The sequence below is a fragment of the Psychrobacillus lasiicapitis genome (assembly GCF_006861795.1).
Lineage (GTDB): Bacteria > Bacillota > Bacilli > Bacillales_A > Planococcaceae > Psychrobacillus > Psychrobacillus lasiicapitis.
The window spans coordinates 1-19,570 of the sequence record NZ_VDGH01000013.1; the positions used below are offsets into that span (position 1 = coordinate 1).

A 19,570-nucleotide genomic window follows, 5' to 3' on the forward strand; every position below is an offset into this window, starting at 1 on the left:
GGATGGGCTCTATGGCACCATAGTTCATCGACCTTCCTCTCCCAGCCGTAGTATCCTATACCCAGGTTTTCACATTTTCATTCTCTGTGGTGTAGCGCTGATTTTGCGCTACATGGATGGCTAACGGTATGCTTTAGTAAAGTTCATAGGGTTCTTAGGCAAATCTTTTTTCTTATTAACAAAAGTGGCAGGTTAGATGAGGGATTTTAAGAGTAACAAAATAATATACTTTTTTTCTGTAGAACAATGATTCAAAAAAACCTAGCATTTAGCGGGGTTTTTTTATTGGAGAGATGCAAGTAATATTAATTAGTCGAATGAGCATGGATGACAGAGGGAAACAAATGAGATTATAATTATCTAGAAAATCTTTAAAAACAGTATCTAAATAGGTTTTGATAAATGAAGCTTTTCCTCCTGATTGTTTAAGCTTTGTTTATTATATTCTTCTTAAATTACTAACATTAAATACGTACTAGTTGGAAGTAACTTCCCGGAAAACAAAATTTTATAGTGTCCCTGTGTCAGAAACTTTCATGTTAATTCAAATAAACATGAAAGTCGTGAATTTCACGCTTTTTTCTGACATAGGTACATATTACAAAACCATAGTCATTTCAAACAATCCCCTTAAACAACCGCTTCTTCACTGCTTTGTCTGTTATAAACTATTAATCCCATTACGCCGCTGAGGAATAGCAAAGTGGAAGCTAAAACAAAAACAAACGCATAGGGAATGGTTTCCGACAGCCAGCCTGTCAACAACTGAGAGATGGGAACTGCCCCGAAAGCCGCTAGCGAAACGATACTCATCGTTCTGCCGAGCCTTGCCCTTGGAACATGGGCCTGAATCTTTGAAATGATGATGACACTTGATATACCATTCAAAATCCCTATGGCCGCTAAAGATAGCAACACGACCCATATGGAAGGAATAGCTACCAAAAACAAGAGCAGTCCCTGTATAAGTTCAAGCCAGTAAAACGAACGAAGTGTTTTATATTTTGGGTGTAATTTGGTGACAAACATCATGCCTATGACCGAACCAGCTCCAAAGGCAGCCAAGACAAATCCCATCTGTGAAGGTGCCAGATCGAAGCTTTCCTTTGAATATAGCGGTAATGCGATCTGCATTGGACCGACTACTACCAGTCCCCCCACTAAATTTACCAACAGTACGGTACGGAGCCACTTGGTTGTCCACACTTGCTGAAACCCTTCCACGAAATCTTTCACAATACGCGAGTCTTTCACTTTAGGTGAGTTTTCCTTGTTAACGCTGACCATAATCCCGGTGATAGCGCCAATCAAATAAGACATGGCATTTATGAGAAAACCAGCCTCTATTCCGTAGAGCCCCACCACTAATCCAGCAAGAGGAGGACCAATGAAGATGGCGGTTTGAGAGATTGATTGAACCCATGCATTGGCATTTTCTAAATCCCTTGTTTCTACGATGGAAGGAACAATGGTATTAAATGCCGGATAGAAAAAGCCGCTTGCCACACCAGATAAAGAAAGTAAGAGGTAAAGCAGTGGAAATGACAAGGCATCAAAGAATAAAAATGAAATCAAAACGGTCAAAATCACAAACCGAGCGAAGTCTGAAATCCAAATAACCTGTTTCGCACTTAACCGATCAACTGCAACGCCTCCCACCAGCAATAGAAGAATGCGGGGAAAGACCGAGAAGAATAGGGAAAGAGCCATTTGGCTGCTGCTTCCACCCATCTCAAAAATCAAGTAAATCAGGGTGATCTGCTGGAATCCATCTCCTATTGTCGAGAAGGACTGACCAAAGAAAAAATAAGTGAAATTCTTATTGGAGAAGAGGCTGTTTTTAAATAGTCTTCTCATTGTTCTGTTTCTCTTCTCTTAGATTTTGGAGAAACTGGATGAAAAAAACTGCTGAGCGTGTAGAATTTCCGATTATCTGTAGGTGCTCGTTTCATGGAAGAATTATTCATAATTTGATCGATAGCAGATAAATGCTTCTTAATAGAAGCTATTTCTTCGTCTGTTAACCACGCGTGTTCCTGAGTGATGAATGAGTTTGGAAGGAAACCTTCGTGATAATCGACACTTTCGATGAGATTCCGGTAAGTTTCATGAAAAGTAGATTCGTAGAGCATATGTTCATCGGATTTGGCCAATTCAAGAGAAGGAGAAAGTCGGAATGAACGGGCTGAAGCCGTATAATATTTTTCGATGATGGATCCTTTTACTTCTTCTCTTGTAAGTCGGATAATGCCAGCGTTCAGGAGTTCCTTTACGTGAAAGTGCACTTTAGGTGCAGACTCTTTGAGGGCGTTTGAAATTTCTTTATTTGTCATTTCATCAAACGAAAGAACGGTTAAAATACGTTGTCTTAACGGATGAGATAATGCGTGCAGCTGTTCAGTCGTTTCGATGATCATTTCATATTTCATGTTTTAGTCTCCTTTGAGTTTCTCATATAATAAAATTATATTTATCGATAAATTATAATTTATTAAAGAAATTATAAATCACCTTTTTTAAAATTGCAATATACACATCTAAAGTTTTAGGTTAGAAGCTGGGATAAACTAAGGACTGTTTCTCATAAATTTTATTCTAAAAAGAATCGAGCCTTTTGATATTTAAGAAAGAATCATTTAAAAATGATAGCAGAGTCACGTTTTCTAATGAGGGAATATCAAAAGGGAAAAGCAATGCTGATCAGCAAGGCCATTCCCTCTTTTTATCTGTATGAGTTTACTTTTATAAACGGTTATATTTTCGATATTAAGTAGCTGACATTGACTTGCGGTGTTGCAAATTAGCATTACTTTATCTTTATAAGTTTGCATTGAGAAGAATATCTCCATTAGGCTTCTGCACTAAATAATTATAAATACCCATTAAATAACCTCCATTTATAGAAATATTAGTATACAGATTTGTTAGCACGGATTGGCTGTTCATCATCCAAATACAAGTGTTTTACAAGTCGAACAATATATAAAAAATCTTGAAAAGAAACTGTAACAAGATTATAAAAAATTGCCATTTTCAAGGATCGTATCAGAAGTTATTACATCGTACATAGAAAAAACCCACTCTTAGGTATTTGAATAGTTTTTTCTATTGCATCTATTTCTCGGCTACTCCATTCAGTTGATGTAAAAGGTACATGATTCTTTCTTTTATTTCATCCAATTCCTTTTTATTCATGCCAGTTGCGTAGAATAAGGATTGCGGAACACACGATGCCTTCTCCTGTAGTACTTTGCCAGCTTGCGTAATATAAATGTTCATGACGCGTTCGTCCACTGTGTCACGGCGACGCTCGATGAGACCCGCAGTTTCCATACGTCTGAGTAGTGAAGAAAGTGTACCAGTTATCAAGATTAAGCACTTCACCCAGCTCTTTAATTGTTCTTTGTGGCTTCTCCCACAGGGTAACTAAGACTAGATACTGAGGATAAGTGAGCTGAAGTTTATCTTTGAAAATGTACTTTATTAATCATTTTTCCTTCCATCATTAAACGAATAAATTGCATTAGATTTTCATTTTTAATTTTGTAGCTCAAACATTGTTGGCTATTTAATTTGGGAAAAAAAGGACGTTGACACCTCCATCCTACAAGTGTAGTCTATAACAAGATTACACTTGTAGGATGGAGGAACAAGATGAAGAAAGCAGAGTGCAAAATATCTGATGCAGAATGGATAGTAATGAAGGTGTTATGGGAAGAAGCTCCATTAACTTCTGCGATGATAGTAGAGGCAGTAAGTTCTAATAAGAATTGGAGTCCGAAAACAATTCATTCATTAATAAGTAGACTGGTAAAAAAAGGTGCTTTAGGTGTGAATAAGGAGAAGTCTCTTTATGAGTATTATCCTTTAGTAGATAAAAGAGACTGTATGTTAGATGAAACAAGATCGTTTATTCAAAAGGTATACGATGGTTCGATCCACCTTATGCTCGCCAATTTTATAAAGGAAGAGAAAATTTCTGAGAAGGAAATAGAAGAACTGGAACGATTGCTTAATAAAAAAAATAACAAGTAAAAGGCAGGTAATGATGTATGGTTTTATCTGCAATATTTAAAGAAGTATTATTACTTTCACTTATGGGCAGTATTTTAGCATTAGGGATATTAGGTATTAAGGCTATTTTTAGACAAAGACTTAGTGCAAAGCTTCATTATTATATTTGGATTCTGCTTGTACTTAGGCTAATACTGCCAATAGACATTCAAAGTCATTTAAGCTTTATGAATTTTATTCCAATTGAACAAAAGGAACTTGATCCTCACTTTATAGCAGAACATTATGTTCCTAACATAATACCAAACAATACTATCACAACCGAAAATCCACCTTCTATAGAAGATAGTAACGCATTAGCTGATCCGGGTATTATAGGCGCTATTTTTAGTTTTGATACTGCAGCGGTGCTGTGGATAATAGGGGTTTCATCACTTTTACTCTATATTTTAAGCGTAAATATCTTGATGATGGCTAAATTAAAAAAATGTTCAGTCTGTGAAAGAGAAGACTTAATTAAAATTTTAGAAGCAGAAAAATCAAAGCTTAAAATTAATTCGAAGATAAAAATTATTTATAGTAATTATTCGAAATCGCCAGCAGTTTATGGGTTGATCCGTCCTAAAATTATTATTCCAGACGAGCTTATAAACAAATTAACTTCGGAAGAGTTTAGGTTTGTATTAAGCCATGAATTAACTCATATTAAAAACAAGGATTTAGTGGTAAACACCTTACTTATGATTGTTAAAGCAATCTATTGGTTCAACCCCTTAATCTGGTATTCACTTAATCAGGTAAAACAAGACTGTGAAGTGGCTTGTGATGCGTCTGTCATCAGTACTTTAAAGACAGAAGAAGTCAAAAAATACGGCGAGACAATAATCAATATGCTTAGATTATTCTCAGAAAAAAGGAATACTACCGGTACATTAGGATATGCAAATAAATACAGTAAAAGGAGAATAGTCATGATTACACAATTTAAAAAAAGTTCGGCAATATGTGCAGTTTTAGCTGTATCTCTTACAATTATGGTAGGCTGCTCAAGCACCATTAAACCAGGCACCTCAGAGGATATCCCAAATGAAGATAGTGGCACAAATAGTTCTACTCCATCAGAAGAAATAACCTTACAAGATGAAGCACCACAAGGCAATGCAACTCAAGATAATGCAAATCAAGCAACTCAAAACGATACATCCCAAGACAATACAAGCCAAGCGTCACAAAACAGTGCAAAACAAAATAACAATACAAACCAAGGTGAAGCATCGAAAAACAATACCTCTGCTTTATCGTCTAATGGGGATACTCAGCGGAAACTTCTTTCAAGTATCATGCAATTGGCAAAGCAGGGTAAAATCATCAACTCAGAGTTTCCTGTTAAAACAACCGTTATAGAAGACGTAGAGAAAAAACTAGGAAAAGCGGAAAAGGTTGATTGGGTACCTAATGCGAAAGGAAATTATGCTGTATTTTCAAAATACAATGTGGTATTTGGTTTCAACAAAGGATCACGGGTTTTTGAGGCGAGATCGTTTGATAAGAAATTAAATGAATTATCACTTTCTATGGTGAAGAAAGAATTTGGAACTCCAGATTATGATGTAAAAAGTAATGGTGAGGAAATTATAGGGTATGTTGCAAGCTCTGATTTCAAGATTTTGTTAGTATTTCCTAAGTCTTCAAACAGTAATCCAGACCCGGTAATGGACCACTACTCCGTGTTTTACCCTAAGGGGACAGTTAATAATATGTCGAATGATCCGGGAAGACAATGGTAATAAAATGTGAAGCGAAAAAGTAACCACACGTAACGAGCTTCTTTTACAGCGTAAACATTATAATTAACAACTAAAATAGAGGATGAATGGATGATTTCATCCTCTGTAAATTACAGGCTTTATTGAGCCGATTTAACGCAATAGAAATAAAGATCAGAAACTGAATTCGAAAAATGTAAAAAAGATTATAATAGTTAAAGGCGAAAAGTTAGAAAGGAAAATTGGATATGAAAAGACAACAAAGAAAATCACGAAATAAACAACGTATTTTTACGATTCCACTTTTAATTTTAGCCTTAATTATTGGCGTTTATTATTATGCAATCAAAGAAAATAGTAGCGAACAGACGACGCAAGATAAAGAAAGTCCAATTATTACTCAACCTACCGGTAAAAATATAGTGGATTCAAAGAATGATCTGAATTCAAATCTTGAGAAATTGGTAGAAGAAACTTTTTCCTTATCGAAGGAAGGCAAGGTTCCGAATATTCCCTTTGCTTCCGGTAAAACAGACTGGAAGGAAGTAAACAAAGAGTGGGGAAAATCAGACCATATTTCGGAAACTGCTAAAGGCAGGTATGAGGAATACAAAAGTCATCATTCTACAATCGGCTATACCGATCAGACCGTAAATGATATACGTTCTTATGATTCTGAACTACAAAATATTTCTTTAAATGAAATTACGAAAATTGGTGGAGAACCCGATGCCATTCGATACTATAAAGATTCAACTGTTGACCAAATGATCCTTGTCTATCATGCAACGGCCTCTACTGACTTATTGTGGGTTTTACCAGTAAAAACAGAGTTGGAGCCAAATCCTAAAGTTGACCATATCTCACTCTATACACAGGTTGAAAAAACACCAAATCAGCAAGCCCAAGATGAAAAGAGCCCAAATCAACAAGCAGAAGTAGGGAAACACTCGAATCACCAAGAAAAAACCATTTCAGAAGTAATATCTAAAATGAGCTTAGAAGATAAAATTGGCCAGATGATTCTTGCTGGGGTTTCCGGGACTACAATGGACGCAAATGCAAAAAAATTAATAGGCCAATTTCATGTCGGGGGAATTATTTTCTACAAATATAATTTTGACACCCCTTCACAAACAGTTCAACTTGTTAATCAGCTGAAAGCTAAAAATAGTTCGAGTCTTCCGCTTATACTAAGTGTTGATCAAGAGGGTGGACGTGTGACAAGATTGCCAGGTGGACTTGTAAACTTTCCACCAAATAAACAGATTGGACAAGTAAACAATCCTGATTTTTCTTATAAAGTCGGTACACTCTTAGGCCGTGAATTAAAAGAATTTGGTTTAAATCTCGATTTTGCACCTGTTCTTGATATTAACAGCAATCCAAATAACCCAGTAATCGGAGATCGATCATTTGGGAACAATCCAGAAATCGTAAGTAAACTTGGAATTCAAACGATGAAAGGGATACAGTCTCAAAACGTCATCACGACAATTAAGCATTTTCCTGGTCACGGAGATACATCAGTTGATTCTCATCTGGACCTTCCAATTGTAAATAAAAGCCTAAATCAACTTAAAGAACTAGAGTTAATCCCGTTTGAACGTGCGATTAATCAAGGAGCAGATGTTGTGATAGTGGCTCATATTTTATTGCCTCAATTAGATAAAACGAATCCAGGGACCATGTCAAAAGCTGTAATGACGAATCTTCTTAGAAAACAACTAGGCTTTACAGGTGTAATCATGACGGACGATATGACAATGGGAGCCATAACAGAACATTTTGATATTGGTAAAGCATCGGTAGAATCAGTTAAGGCAGGAAGCGATATTATTTTAGTAGGGCATGACTATAATAATGTTGTACAGATTATCTCCTCTTTAAAAGCTGCTGTTCAAAATGGGGAAATTTCCGAACAAAGATTAAATGAAAGTTTAGAGAGAATTATTCAACTAAAAAGGAAATATAGCATTAACGATACGAAAGTAGAAAATCCTAACATAAATGAAATAAATAACTCCATCAATAGTCTTCTGAATAATTATTTACATTAATTATTAATATTGGTGGTTAACCTTATAACTCGAACGGGTGTGTAGTTGAATAATTAAATAAAGGACCATACATATTAGACTTATCTAAAATGTGTGGTCCTTTTATTATCAACCCTATTGACGCCTAACCTAAATATAACATTGGTTGTACCCATATATGCACGATGCTGATAAGGACGGTATGGTAGGTGAGTAAGCCCTAGAAGATAAAATAATAGAGTTAATTGATAAGAATGAAAATGAATTTTCTTTTATAAAATAATAATTGTAAAATATTACACTTAGACTATGGGTGCTTTAGTTCAATAAGGAGTAAAGCCTTTTTTCTTATTGAACTAAAGCGGCAGTTTAGTTGTGCGAAATGTTCCTAGTTAAATGGAGGATGGTTACATCTCTCTGGTAAAGGCTAGGCAATTCCTTATGGAATTGAAGGATTATATCGAAGAATCAAATGAAGAGGTAACGCTCTGAAGGGTTCTCTCTTAGTCGAGTAGCACTGGATTTAGTAAGAATGACCGTGTTATAAGCTCGGTGAAAAGGCGTGAGAAACTACCGTACCAGTTCGGCTGACGAAAGCCTACTCGATGGAGTGGTGTAGTTCATGATGCTTGAGTTGAATGAATATGGTGAGAATGCGAATAAACCTACAAGAAAAGGTTAAGCTGACGAACTTCTGAACGTACGGGTCTAGAACTGCGATACATAGAAATGTGTATGTCACCAAATTGTGAGGTTAGAGGTGGATGAGTAAGACTAGCTAATATGAAAATCCATGATATGTTACAGGCGTATGAATGCTAACAGGCTTACAGGAAGCACCTAAGTTCATTCTATAATTGTCTCATTTACTTAGGTCAGTGCAATTAGACATATCTAAAATGTGGGCTCCTTTTATTATCAATCCTATTGACGCCTAACCTAAATATAACATTGGTTGTACCCCCGTATATGCACGATGCTGATAAGGACGGTGAGTAAGCCCCTAGAAGATAAAATAATAGAGTTAATGGATAAGAATGAAAATGAATTTTCTTTTATAAAATAATAATTGTAAAATATTACACCATAGACTATGGGTGCTTTACTTCAATAAGGAGTAAAGCCTCTTTTGTTGTTACGACATAGTTAAGCAGTAAATAGTCGCCAGCCTTATGGATGAGTAGACTAAATGACTTTTTATTTACTATAATTTGATGTATGTATAATTACTTTTAATTTTTCAAACAACTTGATTGCTATTAAGGTATATTTAAAAAGCGAAAAATCAATTGGAAGTAAATGTTTTAATGAATTATCTATACATTAAATAAGGAAGGTGTCTAAGGACACCTTCCTTATTATTAATACTTCTAACGTATTTCCTGCTTTGTAATAATCATGATTTTAAAGAATGAATAAACCTTATAGAATTAGTAAGTAAGATAGCGTTATAAAAAGGCTATCAAAATAGCTTAGAATCTCCTCCACATTAGAAAAACGTATTTTCTTTTTATTCAAACCTTTCCCACAAATGTTGTATGTCTTTCATTGGGGGCAGGCCAAACATGCGGCTGTATTCTCGGCTGAAATGCGATGGACTTTCATAACCTACCTGGAACGCTGCTTCAGCCGCTTCCAGTCTTTCCGTTAAAAGCATTCGGCGTGCCTCCTGCAGCCGAAGCTGTTTCTGATACTGGATCGGGCTCATGCCTGTGATTTCCTTGAAATGTTGATAGAAGGATGAGGCGCTCATTCTGGCCTCTTTCGCTAAGTCCTCCACCTTTAAAGGTTGAGCGAATTCACGGTTCAATACCCCAATCACCTTTGCAATGCGCTGGGCCTGACTGCCTACAAGTGCAAAGTGCTTCAAGGAATTATTCTCATCATTCTGTAGAATCCGGTAAATGATCTCACGCTTAATACTTGCGGCAAGGACTGGTATATCCTTTGGAGTTTCCAGCAGCCTGATAAGCCGCAATACCGCTTCCAGGAGTGATTCGTTTATAAGGGTGATTTCCAGACCACGTCCTGTGGAATCACTGGAAATTCCTTGATTCGATGATTGAATGACTTCGAAAATCTGATTCATATCAAGCTGTAAATTTATACATAAATAAGGTTCTTCAGGTGAAGCCACCACGACCTGGCCTGTAATCGGCAAATGAACAGACGCAGTCAAATAACTGGCCGAATCGTACTGATAGGTTTCTTCACCGAGCATGACTAATTTTGTTCCCTGAGCCACAATGCACAGGGAAGGTTCATAAACAGAGTAAACAGGTTCAGAAACGTGGGAGGCCCGAACAAATCGCAAGCCTGGTATACAGGTCTCAGACGTCCCATCCACCGTTACGTTTCTCTCAATCAACTCTGCTAATTCCTTAATTCGCTCCATGGCAGTTCCTCCATCTTTTCCATCAACACTTATGGATTCCTTAGTCACTATACTATATTTTATTGGAGGATTAGGCAATTATTTCGTAAATATCGGCTACCTTCCCTTTAGCACAAAGATTCATAATATGTTTATGGGCAGGTATTTCAATGAGATAGTACGGAATAGAGCACGTTTCTGTTCTGCTCTTCGGTAAATTTTTTCACTTTAATTCTATCTAGGTTTTAGTGCTGCCTATCGTTTACATGTGGAAGGAGATAATGAAATGAAAAAAGAACATGCTAATTTATATCCCTATGTAGGCATATGGGTAACTGCGGACGGTCATATTCGGCACGAGTTACTGCCGAACGGACGGTATGACGAAGCACGTGGCAACAAAAAAAGCGCCTATCAAGGTAGCTATACCATCAAAGGCAATCATATCGAATATGTCGATGATACAGGCTTTACTGCTGATGGTGATTTTATAGATGGAGTGCTTTACCATGCAGGTATGGTGCTATATTTAGAGAAACCTAGTGAAGGGAGCAAGGAATGATGACTGTAATTAATGGAAAAGTAGTGGTGATTACGGGAGCAAGCAGCGGAATTGGTGAAACAACAGCCCGACTGCTCGCAAGTCTAGGCGCTCATGTTGTCATCGGGGCAAGGCGTGTAGAAAGACTAGAGGTATTGGCATCTGACATTAAAAAGGATGGCGGTTCTGTAGTCATTCAACAGCTCGACGTGACAGAAATGGAACAGATGCAGGCGATCATTGAAGTAGCCCAAAGCCGTTTTGGACGAGTGGACGCTGTAATCAATAATGCAGGGGTGATGCCGCTTTCTTCACTGGAAGCACTCAAAATTAAGGAATGGAACCGAATGATTGATGTCAATATTCGCGGTGTTCTCCATGGCATTGCCTCAGGTCTTCCGGTCATGAAAAAACAAGGTTTCGGACATTTCATCAATATCGCTTCCATCGGCGCCTACGAAGTGAGCCCGACAGCAGCTGTCTACTGCGCGACCAAATATGCTGTACGTGCCATAACGGATGGACTGCGGCAAGAGACTGCAGGGCAAGGCATCCGTGTGACCCTTATATCGCCGGGGGTAACGGAATCAGAACTAGCCGAGAGCATTACCGACAACGAGGCAAAGGAAATCATGAAGGAATACCGGCGTACCACTCTCCCAGCGACGGCTATTGCTCGTGCTATAGTCTATGCGCTAGAACAGCCTGAGTATGTCGATGTAAGTGAACTAGTCATTAAACCCGTAATATAGATTAAACAAAAAGACATTAGTATATTGTAGCTTTAGAATAAAGTTTGAACAAAAACGACACACAGACCCATATTTTAAGTAAAATTAAAAGAGCCCGTTTTGAACAAACTTTGTTCAAAACGGGTTAATTCTTTGTGAAACACTGTGCAATTCTCCGCAAAATCCTCGTCTACTTTGAAAATTGGCTTAATCACGAGTTTGCCCTCATGTAATTCAATCATTACTTCCTCACCGATATGTAGGGCGTCATAGTATTCTTTCGGAATCACTTAATGACGCTATGCCGATACTTTAATTTTTTTACTTTTAATCATTTCATTATTCAATTAATTATCATTACTTATTTTTATTTATGAGGAGGAAAATCGTTGAACAACAAAAGAGTAGCCTTCTTAATTATTGGCGTTATGCTATTTAATGCTGTGATAGTTAATGGCACATCTATCATTAACGGGAGATTTCCAGATAGGTTAATGACTATTGCTTTAACGATTATGTCTTTTGGTTTAGCTTATTTAGCGCCTCACTTTACGGAAAAAGACGAATGTGCTCAAATGATTCGAGAACGTGCCATTTATATTAGCTATTTTTGGTGTGTTAGTTATGTGATTATTTTAATGCTGATTTTTAACCCAACTTCAAATATTGATCTAATTTCCTTCCACACACTCACAATATTTGCCGTATTATATATATCTACGGTCTTTTTAAATATGGTTTATTACGCAGAAAAGTACTGAATTCTAAATCGAATGTTTTTGATAAGATTATTTCGGGGTTCCATTAACAACCGTTTTTGGTGCTCATTTTTAGAAATTAATTGGATATTTATATTAAGATAGATAAGAGATTGTGAAAAATGCACTTAAAGTAACTTGCAGGTTAGTTCAATAACTGCAAGATTCTTATGATATATTAAGTTAGAATGTGATACAAAGGGGAGTTTAATATGGACAAATACAAAATAGTTTTATAGACGGAACGCTTTCAGACCCTAAAATAGGTATAACAAAATCTGTTCAATATGCATTGCAGGAAATGCACATTATTGAGCCTGATATTGATAAACTTGAATGTTTCATTGGTCCGCCACTTCAAGTTTCATTTGCTGAATACTACAATTTGGATGAGGAAAATACGCAAAAAAGCCATTGATTTTTATAGGGAGAGATTTAAAGAGGTGGGTATGTTTGAAAATGAGTTATATTCACATATACCGTTACTATTGAAATCATTGAAAGAATTAAATTTCACTTTAGTTGTTGCAACATCAAAGCCTACTGTATTTTCTGAAAAAGTACTGATTCATTTTAATATTGACCAATATTTTGACCTTGTTGTTGGAAGTAATCTTGATGGAACAAGAACAGCAAAAACTGAGGTTATACAATACATACTCGATATGCACAATGGGCATAAACTAGATGACTTTATTATGATTGGTGACAAGAAGCACGATATCATTGGGGCAAATAACAACGGTATTGACTCTATTGGAGTAACTTATGGATATGGTTCTTATGAAGAACTAACTCATTCTAACCCTACTTATATTGTCCAAAGTGTTGACCAGTTAAAAGACATTTTGATTGGAAGTCAAGTCAAATAATTGATATGTAGTTGCTCAACTAACGGGTGCTTTACTTGAAGAAGTCAAAAAAGTCGGTTCCTTAACGTACAGGGAATTCGACTTTTTTATGTTTGAATTTGCTTAGCGTACAAAATTTCCGAAATGTTGGCGATACCCCTTTATGGGCTAGTATGACGGGGTACTCGAAAATATCATTTTATTGCTGGAGATAAACACAGTTACTCTACTATCACAAACTAGTCCGTGCTATTCTTAAAGAAATTCATACAAGATGTTCACACGACGTACACAGGAATCTTCTATACTCGGTTTAGATAGTCCTGCTGGAGGTGTATGAAGAATGAAATCATACTAGTATTCATGTCCCATAGTGATAGGGCGACGTGGATAGATGTGGAGAGGAAAGACATGAAAAGAAATTTATTATTAGTCGAAGATGACTTGCTGATGCGTGAGTTTATAACGGATTATTTCAAAAAGGAACAATGGGACGTGTACGAAGCGGAGAACGGTAATCTCGCACTCGAGATTTTTGAACGACAAGCCATTGACCTAATCGTGCTGGACATTATGATGCCAGAACTGGATGGGTTTTCAGTGTGCAGGCAGATTCGCAGGAATTCAGATGTTCCGATTATTATGATCACAGCTAGGGTGGAAGATGATGATCAATTGAGAGGGTTCGAGCTTGGTGCGGATGAATATGTCACAAAGCCTTTTAGTCCAAGAGTATTAGTGGCCCGTGCTATTGCACTGTTGAAACGGACGGAAGGTACGATTGGTCGAGAAGGAAATTTACTCACCTTTGGCGGGCTGACGGTAAATAGAATGTCCCATACTGTTTCCGTAGAGGGAAAATCGATTTCCTTATCACCGAAAGAATACGAGTTGCTTCTCTTTCTTACGAAGCATTATGGGAAAGTGTTGTCTCGAGATTTTATTCTGAATGCTGTATGGGGCTACGATTATATAGGTGATTTGCGGACAGTAGACACCCACGTTAAAAAATTGAGGGCGAAACTCGGTGCAGAGGGCAGATGCATCGGAACTGTCATCCGTGCAGGGTACAAGTTCGAGTTGGAAGGATGAGGAGGCAGGGAGTCGTCCTTAAACTTTTTGTTGTTACGACTAGTTTGATCTTGATTGTTTTTTCATTTGTAATGATTGCAGAAGGACTTTTTTTCGAGCGGTTTTACCGAATGTCTAAGATCCATACTCTAGAACAGAATATGAGTCACTTCGAGGAACAATATGAACAAGTTGTACCCGATAGTCAGAAAATCTCACGGTTGCTCGGTGCATTTATGAATGAGAATGATACGAGTACTTCACTTTTAAATCAAAGTTTTGAACAGATAATTTTTAATCCTTACTTTTTAGAGCTGCAAACAAACCATAAGACCGTCATTGTTCCTCTGCCTACGGATGGGATGGAATATGACTCGCTTCCAAAGGGGATTCAAATCGGCGATCAATTGGTAATAGACGGTATTTTTATGGACGAAGATGATACTATCATGCAACCTATTACTATTCAGAAGAATCAAACGGAACTCACAATGGGGTTAGCACGGGTACAAGGGAAGATTATTGATCTGATGGTGCCTGAGCATCGCTCGTATAACCCTCTCTATCAGGATACACTAATCGACGAAGCGCTCCAGGAATGGATGCCCAAGTTGGAGTTGGAGCACTATCAATCGGTCTTGCAGGATGGATTGCCTGTTAAGTTGGAATGGGTAGATAATTGGAGTGGTGTTCCATTTGCGATTGTGATTCAACCGCTAGCAACGGATGAACCTACTGCTCGTTATTTATTTGTCATGACTTCTCTACAACCAGTTGGGGAAGCAGTCGATATACTTAAGAAATACTTTGTCTATTTTGCTCCTATGATTCTAGTGCTCGTTACAATTCTGTCAATGATTTTCTCCAGAATTGTATCCCGTCCTTTAGTTACACTCAACCATGCTGCTGCACGTATGGCTAACTTGGATTTCACGGGAGGTCCCGGACTTAACACAAAGGATGAATTCGGAGAACTGTCCCGTAATCTGGATGTGATGTCTAAGAACCTGGATACGACCTTACAGGAACTGACCGATACGAATGATAAGTTGCAAGCGGAAATGGAAGAAAAACAACGGTCGGAACAACTTCGGAAAGAACTGATTGCCAATATATCACATGAATTAAAAACCCCATTAGGTATTGTGAGAGGATTCGCGGAAGGATTGCAGGATGGAGTAGCGAGAGATAAAAAAGAACGGTATCTGGATCACATTGTAAATGAGACAGATCGGATGAATGCATTAATCATGGATATGCTAGAGCTTTCCAAATTCGAGGCCAAGGCGATTCAATTAACATGTTCACACTTCTCTATGACAAGACTTGTTCAAGATTTGGCGGATTCGTTCTCTCAACAAATGGGAAATAGGAGCATTCAGTACAAGTTGAATCATCAACAAGAGCATTACGTGAAGGCAGATTCTAGAAGAATTGAACAGGTCATTCTGAATTTAATGAGCAATGCCATACGCCATGCAGTAGAAAACAGCGTTATTACGATTACCATCGACCGGGATTCTTCCGGTAAGATACTTACGGTCATCGAGAACATGGGAATGCCAATTGCTGAGAACGATTTAAGCAGAGTATGGGACCAATTCTACCGAATTGAGCGCTCTCGAGATCGGAAATCTGGAGGAACGGGTCTTGGACTATCTATAGTCAAACACATCCTAGAGCTCCATCATAGTGAGTTTGGTGTGATGAATACGAATAACGGAGTTGCATTTTCTTTTACTTTATATGAAAGCAGAGGAGAACTACATGAATAACAAAAAATATGGCTATATCGTTTCAGTACTATTCGTGCTTCTTATGACGAGTGGTTGTGCCTCGGAAAAAGAACCTGAGGCATCGCATATCATCCATGCGAAGCCATCTGAAACCAATCAAGGCAGTGCTACGAAAGAAGAAGATGCTAATGCAAATCCTCAGAAGGAAGTACTCATCATTATTGATCAGACGCGGAAACCGACTGAGGGCAATAGTTTCGATTTCGTCGTGAAGCAGGTGCCGGAAGGATTCACGCTAGCTGAAATGGAGTGGAATTCCAAGAAACACCGGATCGTCAATACGGTTCTAGAAGCCAAAGCACATGGTGCTAATGGGGAAGACGGATTTTACATTAGCGGAAACGGACAATTTTCTGGATTTATCTATCCAGACACGTTGAGAGGGGATGAAGGAGAAGTTGTCTTCCGATTCACCAATTCGAAAGGTGAAGAATTAACGTGGAAAAAGAACTTGACGTTGATGCTTCTAGAAAAAGAGGATAATGCAGCTGATGGTGTTATTGCTGACGATAAAGAGGTCGTGAAAGAGGAGCCTATGAAGGAAATTCTCGTCATTATTGATCAGACACCAAAACCGATTGAGGGCAACAGTTTCGACTTCGTCGTGAAACAGGTACCCGAAGGATTTACGCTAGCCGAAATGAAGTGGAATTCCAAGAAACACCAGATCGTCAACACAGTCCAAGCAGCGAGGGAACATGGGGCGAATGGGGAAGACGGCTTTTACATTAGTGGAGACGGGCAGTTTTCAGGTTTCATCTACCCGGATACGATGAAAGGTGATCAAGGGGAGGTTGTTTTTCTATTTACCGATAGCAAAGGAAAAGTGATAACGTGGAAGAAGAGTGTAACATTGAATTCTTCAGCAACTTCTCAGAAAGAGAGTAAAAAGAAAGTTGTCACTGTGAACCCACAAGAGACGCTTGAGGCCTATATGCAGGCTATCGCTAGTCAAGATGCTGAAGCACTTGTCGAGTTATACGGAGGGAGCTATCAAGGGCTCAGAAACTTATTTTCTGAAACTGACCTTAATGATAAGCATGCACTAGTTAAACAGTATTTGGAGCTAGGACCTAAAGTTTCACTGAAAGAGATTCTGAGTCGGACTGAAGTGAGCAAAGACGTGTATACGTTTGTAGTTGCGTTTAAAAATGAAGATGGCACGCGGTTCGGGGTAAGGGAGTTCGACACGATCACCAATACTTTTACGTACACAGTTAAAATGGTGAATGGCAAACTGAAAGTGATGGAACTTCCCCCCTACCAAGCTTAAGTTGTGATACATCAAGAAGAAGTAGAAATGAACCCTGAATAGGGCACTTCTTTACAGTGGGTTGATTATACGGTGACGAATAATCAAAGCCTTTGGGCTGTTTAAGATTCATAGCATTGTTATGTTTATTTTGCTATGTGACCAATCAGCCCAAGGGATTTTTCATCTTATTGAACTATGGGTGCTTTACTTGAAGTGCGTCGAGCTGCTTAGTTGGCTCATTTTTCTTATTGAATTAAAGCGGCAGGTTAGTTTAAGAAGACTGATTATTATTATTTTAAGAATGGAGGAAAAGAATTGGAAATTCACTATTAATAACAATAAGTGAGTAGACAAAATAAAAAAGCCATTCCCAATTGTCTTTTGCGGGATAAGGAATGACTCAGATTGTTTTTTAACAACTAAATAAGTGAGCGTCCATGAGTTAGCTGGTAACTGACTTATCGTCGTTAAAACATGGCTATAATCACTTAATGGTGTGCTGGTAACACGCCATTAGCTATTTTAAGGTTATGTTGATTATAGCAATGACAGACCTTAATTTCAATACACTTGCATTGAAATTCTGTATAAGTGCTTTTTTAGTGCGCCTTTTAACGAGATAGCTATGGACGCTCACCGACAGAGGGGGAGTATAAGTCCATGGCTATTTGTGCATTTTCAGAGAAAAAGTCAGAGACAGAGCTGGCTCAAATATATAATGCGTTGCTTCATGAGGGAATCACGACTTTTAAAACAAAACAGTCTAAGGCGAGTTTACCGACTCGTGTTACGGCAGAAAAGCAAGATCGCGTACATAAAAAGGGTGCTGTCTTTGCTGTGCGTGCCAAAGTGTTTCACCTTTCAGGGTGAAGGGGAAAATTGGCGGGCTAGTTATGAAATAACTGACTCTAATTTATCTTATACTATCTTTTATATCGGTAAAGAGAAAGTTCCTGAAACAATTGACTATACTATATCCCATAATTACAGAGGTAGAAAATTAGAAGTAAAAAACTATTCCTTAAATGAAGATGGGTTAATTCAATCAACAAAACCAGACTATAACGAAGAATAATTAAGTCTAGAGGATGCAAGTATTACCGTAAAGATAAGTTGGGATGGTAATGAGGAAGAACTTATTTTAAAACGCAAATAACGAATTCTGGAAATATTAAAGAGATTGGTCTTATTTTTAATTCTTTAGTTACCAGTCTTGAAAAAATGGACATTTTTCTTCTGCAACTAACGGGTGCTTTACTTTAATAAAGGGAGACGAAAAATAATATGATAGAGTTATGTAAATGTGATGTAACATATGATTTAAGGGTAGAAGCAGACATCGGTGCTGATGCTATATGGTGCAATAAATGTCTTTGTAACTTTGAAATTACATATGTTCCGATTTCAAGTAAGTTAAGGTCAGAATTAGCAGAATGGATATCGAAATATGGTGAGTGGATTGATTGGGCTAATGATGGAATAGTTCCTAATGGGATTGAACTTGAAGAGGTACATAAACAAGGATTAAAGCTAAAAGAAAAAGTAAAAAAGGAACTTGAAGGAAAATATAAAGTTTCATTTAAGCCTTCTACATTCGCAAAAAGACATGGAAATAGAAAATAAGAAACTGTACTAACGGGTGCTTGTGCGGCCGAGCCTAGGTCGTATCATATAGCGGGTGGGATTCCCGTCGAGAAAGAACTAGCCATTCACTCGTAGCGAGTCTTGGAGGGCTAATGGTAACATTCGCCTTTAAGCGTAGACAGTTAGGTGGCGGGCCGAAAGCCAAATGGTTGAAGGGATTGAGCTCCATAATGTTAGTAAATCGAGAGGGCTGATGCTTTAAGCACGGCAGAAAGCTATATTTTATCCATCGTTAAAGGCAAGAAGGATAAAACCTCTCTGGAGTCAGAGACCTTGGCACGTCACACATGGATATGATACGGCAACTCGGGAGGCCCTACCGGTCTTTTCTTATTACAGAAGAGTATGGTGTACAAGCGATAATAAGCGAGGAAACCAAATGCCGTTGTAGGGAGTCGGATAGCAGCGTAGTACCAATGAAGTTGGGTAATGCCGATGGAGGAAAGGCTGCTACCAAATGATCACTCTCACTAGGGACACATTTACTACACACAGCGGTAGAAATAATAAATGTAAACTAAACTATTGAGGATAGCAGAATCACCATTTTGTGAAGGATGATTTGGAGGAGCCGTGTGCGTAAATAGCGCAAGCACGGTTCTGTGAGGGGGGTGGAACACAATCTACCGTAAGGTAGAGAGGTTCCCTTCTACTCGACTACTTCAAGATGGGGAAAAGCCTTTTTTTTATTGGAGAGATGCAAGTAATATTAATTAGTCGAATGAACATT

The 19,570-nt window shown here is 37.9% G+C and carries 18 protein-coding genes; 13 read left to right on the forward strand and 5 right to left on the reverse strand.

What is annotated here, in order from left to right:
* Nucleotides 1-630 precede the first annotated feature (630 nt).
* From FG382_RS19030 to FG382_RS19040, 4 genes are all read right to left on the reverse strand, one after another.
* Nucleotides 631-1,857, reverse strand: coding sequence for an MFS transporter (locus FG382_RS19030; protein ID WP_142540467.1), 1,227 nt, complete (start codon nucleotides 1,855-1,857; stop codon nucleotides 631-633).
* Nucleotides 1,854-2,429 carry an ArsR/SmtB family transcription factor gene (locus FG382_RS19035; RefSeq protein ID WP_142540468.1) on the reverse strand — a complete coding sequence of 192 codons (576 nt, stop codon included), beginning with the start codon at nucleotides 2,427-2,429 and terminating at the stop codon, nucleotides 1,854-1,856. The genes FG382_RS19030 and FG382_RS19035 overlap by 4 nt, the downstream gene beginning before the upstream one ends.
* 479 nt (nucleotides 2,430-2,908) lie before the next feature.
* Entirely contained in the window at nucleotides 2,909-3,031 is a 123-nt protein-coding gene (locus tag FG382_RS23395) for a hypothetical protein (RefSeq protein ID WP_280525896.1), read from the reverse strand.
* A gap of 83 nt (nucleotides 3,032-3,114) precedes the next feature.
* Nucleotides 3,115-3,369 carry a MarR family winged helix-turn-helix transcriptional regulator gene (locus FG382_RS19040; RefSeq protein WP_229677475.1) on the reverse strand — a complete coding sequence of 85 codons (255 nt, stop codon included), beginning with the start codon at nucleotides 3,367-3,369 and terminating at the stop codon, nucleotides 3,115-3,117.
* A gap of 285 nt (nucleotides 3,370-3,654) precedes the next feature.
* Between FG382_RS19040 and FG382_RS19045 the strand changes: the two genes are divergently transcribed.
* The 3 genes from FG382_RS19045 (at nucleotide 3,655) to nagZ (ending at nucleotide 7,840) form a co-directional block, all read left to right on the forward strand.
* Nucleotides 3,655-4,035, forward strand: a complete 381-nt coding sequence (locus tag FG382_RS19045) for a BlaI/MecI/CopY family transcriptional regulator (protein ID WP_142540469.1) — start codon at nucleotides 3,655-3,657, stop codon at nucleotides 4,033-4,035.
* Nucleotides 4,036-4,052: 17 nt separating this feature from the next.
* Entirely contained in the window at nucleotides 4,053-5,801 is a 1,749-nt protein-coding gene (locus FG382_RS19050) for a M56 family metallopeptidase (protein WP_142540470.1), read from the forward strand.
* Nucleotides 5,802-6,028: 227 nt separating this feature from the next.
* The gene (nagZ, locus tag FG382_RS19055; protein WP_142540471.1) at nucleotides 6,029-7,840 is read left to right on the forward strand and encodes a beta-N-acetylhexosaminidase; all 1,812 of its coding nucleotides are present in this window, start codon (nucleotides 6,029-6,031) and stop codon (nucleotides 7,838-7,840) included.
* A gap of 1,489 nt (nucleotides 7,841-9,329) precedes the next feature.
* Here the strand turns inward: nagZ and FG382_RS19060 are convergent.
* On the reverse strand, nucleotides 9,330-10,214 hold the full coding sequence (locus FG382_RS19060; RefSeq protein WP_142540472.1) for an AraC family transcriptional regulator: 885 nt from the start codon (nucleotides 10,212-10,214) through the stop codon (nucleotides 9,330-9,332).
* A gap of 265 nt (nucleotides 10,215-10,479) precedes the next feature.
* Between FG382_RS19060 and FG382_RS19065 the strand changes: the two genes are divergently transcribed.
* From FG382_RS19065 to FG382_RS19105, 10 genes are all read left to right on the forward strand, one after another.
* Nucleotides 10,480-10,755, forward strand: a complete 276-nt coding sequence (locus FG382_RS19065; RefSeq protein ID WP_142540473.1) for an Atu4866 domain-containing protein — start codon at nucleotides 10,480-10,482, stop codon at nucleotides 10,753-10,755.
* Entirely contained in the window at nucleotides 10,755-11,486 is a 732-nt protein-coding gene (locus FG382_RS19070; protein ID WP_142540474.1) for an SDR family oxidoreductase, read from the forward strand. The genes FG382_RS19065 and FG382_RS19070 overlap by 1 nt, the downstream gene beginning before the upstream one ends.
* A gap of 368 nt (nucleotides 11,487-11,854) precedes the next feature.
* Nucleotides 11,855-12,226: a hypothetical protein gene (locus FG382_RS19075; RefSeq protein ID WP_142540475.1), complete on the forward strand. Its 372-nt coding sequence runs from the start codon at nucleotides 11,855-11,857 to the stop codon at nucleotides 12,224-12,226.
* Nucleotides 12,227-12,591: 365 nt separating this feature from the next.
* Nucleotides 12,592-13,095: an HAD hydrolase-like protein gene (locus tag FG382_RS19080; protein WP_244950549.1), complete on the forward strand. Its 504-nt coding sequence runs from the start codon at nucleotides 12,592-12,594 to the stop codon at nucleotides 13,093-13,095.
* A gap of 390 nt (nucleotides 13,096-13,485) precedes the next feature.
* The gene (locus tag FG382_RS19085; protein WP_142540476.1) at nucleotides 13,486-14,166 is read left to right on the forward strand and encodes a response regulator transcription factor; all 681 of its coding nucleotides are present in this window, start codon (nucleotides 13,486-13,488) and stop codon (nucleotides 14,164-14,166) included.
* Nucleotides 14,167-14,276: 110 nt separating this feature from the next.
* Nucleotides 14,277-15,920: a sensor histidine kinase gene (locus FG382_RS19090; RefSeq protein ID WP_229677476.1), complete on the forward strand. Its 1,644-nt coding sequence runs from the start codon at nucleotides 14,277-14,279 to the stop codon at nucleotides 15,918-15,920.
* Entirely contained in the window at nucleotides 15,913-17,214 is a 1,302-nt protein-coding gene (locus FG382_RS23055; protein WP_188713370.1) for a hypothetical protein, read from the forward strand. Before FG382_RS19090 ends, FG382_RS23055 begins: the two co-directional genes overlap by 8 nt.
* 642 nt (nucleotides 17,215-17,856) lie before the next feature.
* Nucleotides 17,857-18,066, forward strand: a complete 210-nt coding sequence (locus tag FG382_RS19100; RefSeq protein ID WP_142540478.1) for a hypothetical protein — start codon at nucleotides 17,857-17,859, stop codon at nucleotides 18,064-18,066.
* Entirely contained in the window at nucleotides 18,038-18,271 is a 234-nt protein-coding gene (locus FG382_RS23060) for a hypothetical protein (protein ID WP_211356428.1), read from the forward strand. Before FG382_RS19100 ends, FG382_RS23060 begins: the two co-directional genes overlap by 29 nt.
* Nucleotides 18,272-18,480: 209 nt before the next feature.
* Nucleotides 18,481-18,819, forward strand: a complete 339-nt coding sequence (locus tag FG382_RS19105) for a hypothetical protein (protein ID WP_142540479.1) — start codon at nucleotides 18,481-18,483, stop codon at nucleotides 18,817-18,819.
* Nucleotides 18,820-19,570: the final 751 nt, after the last annotated feature.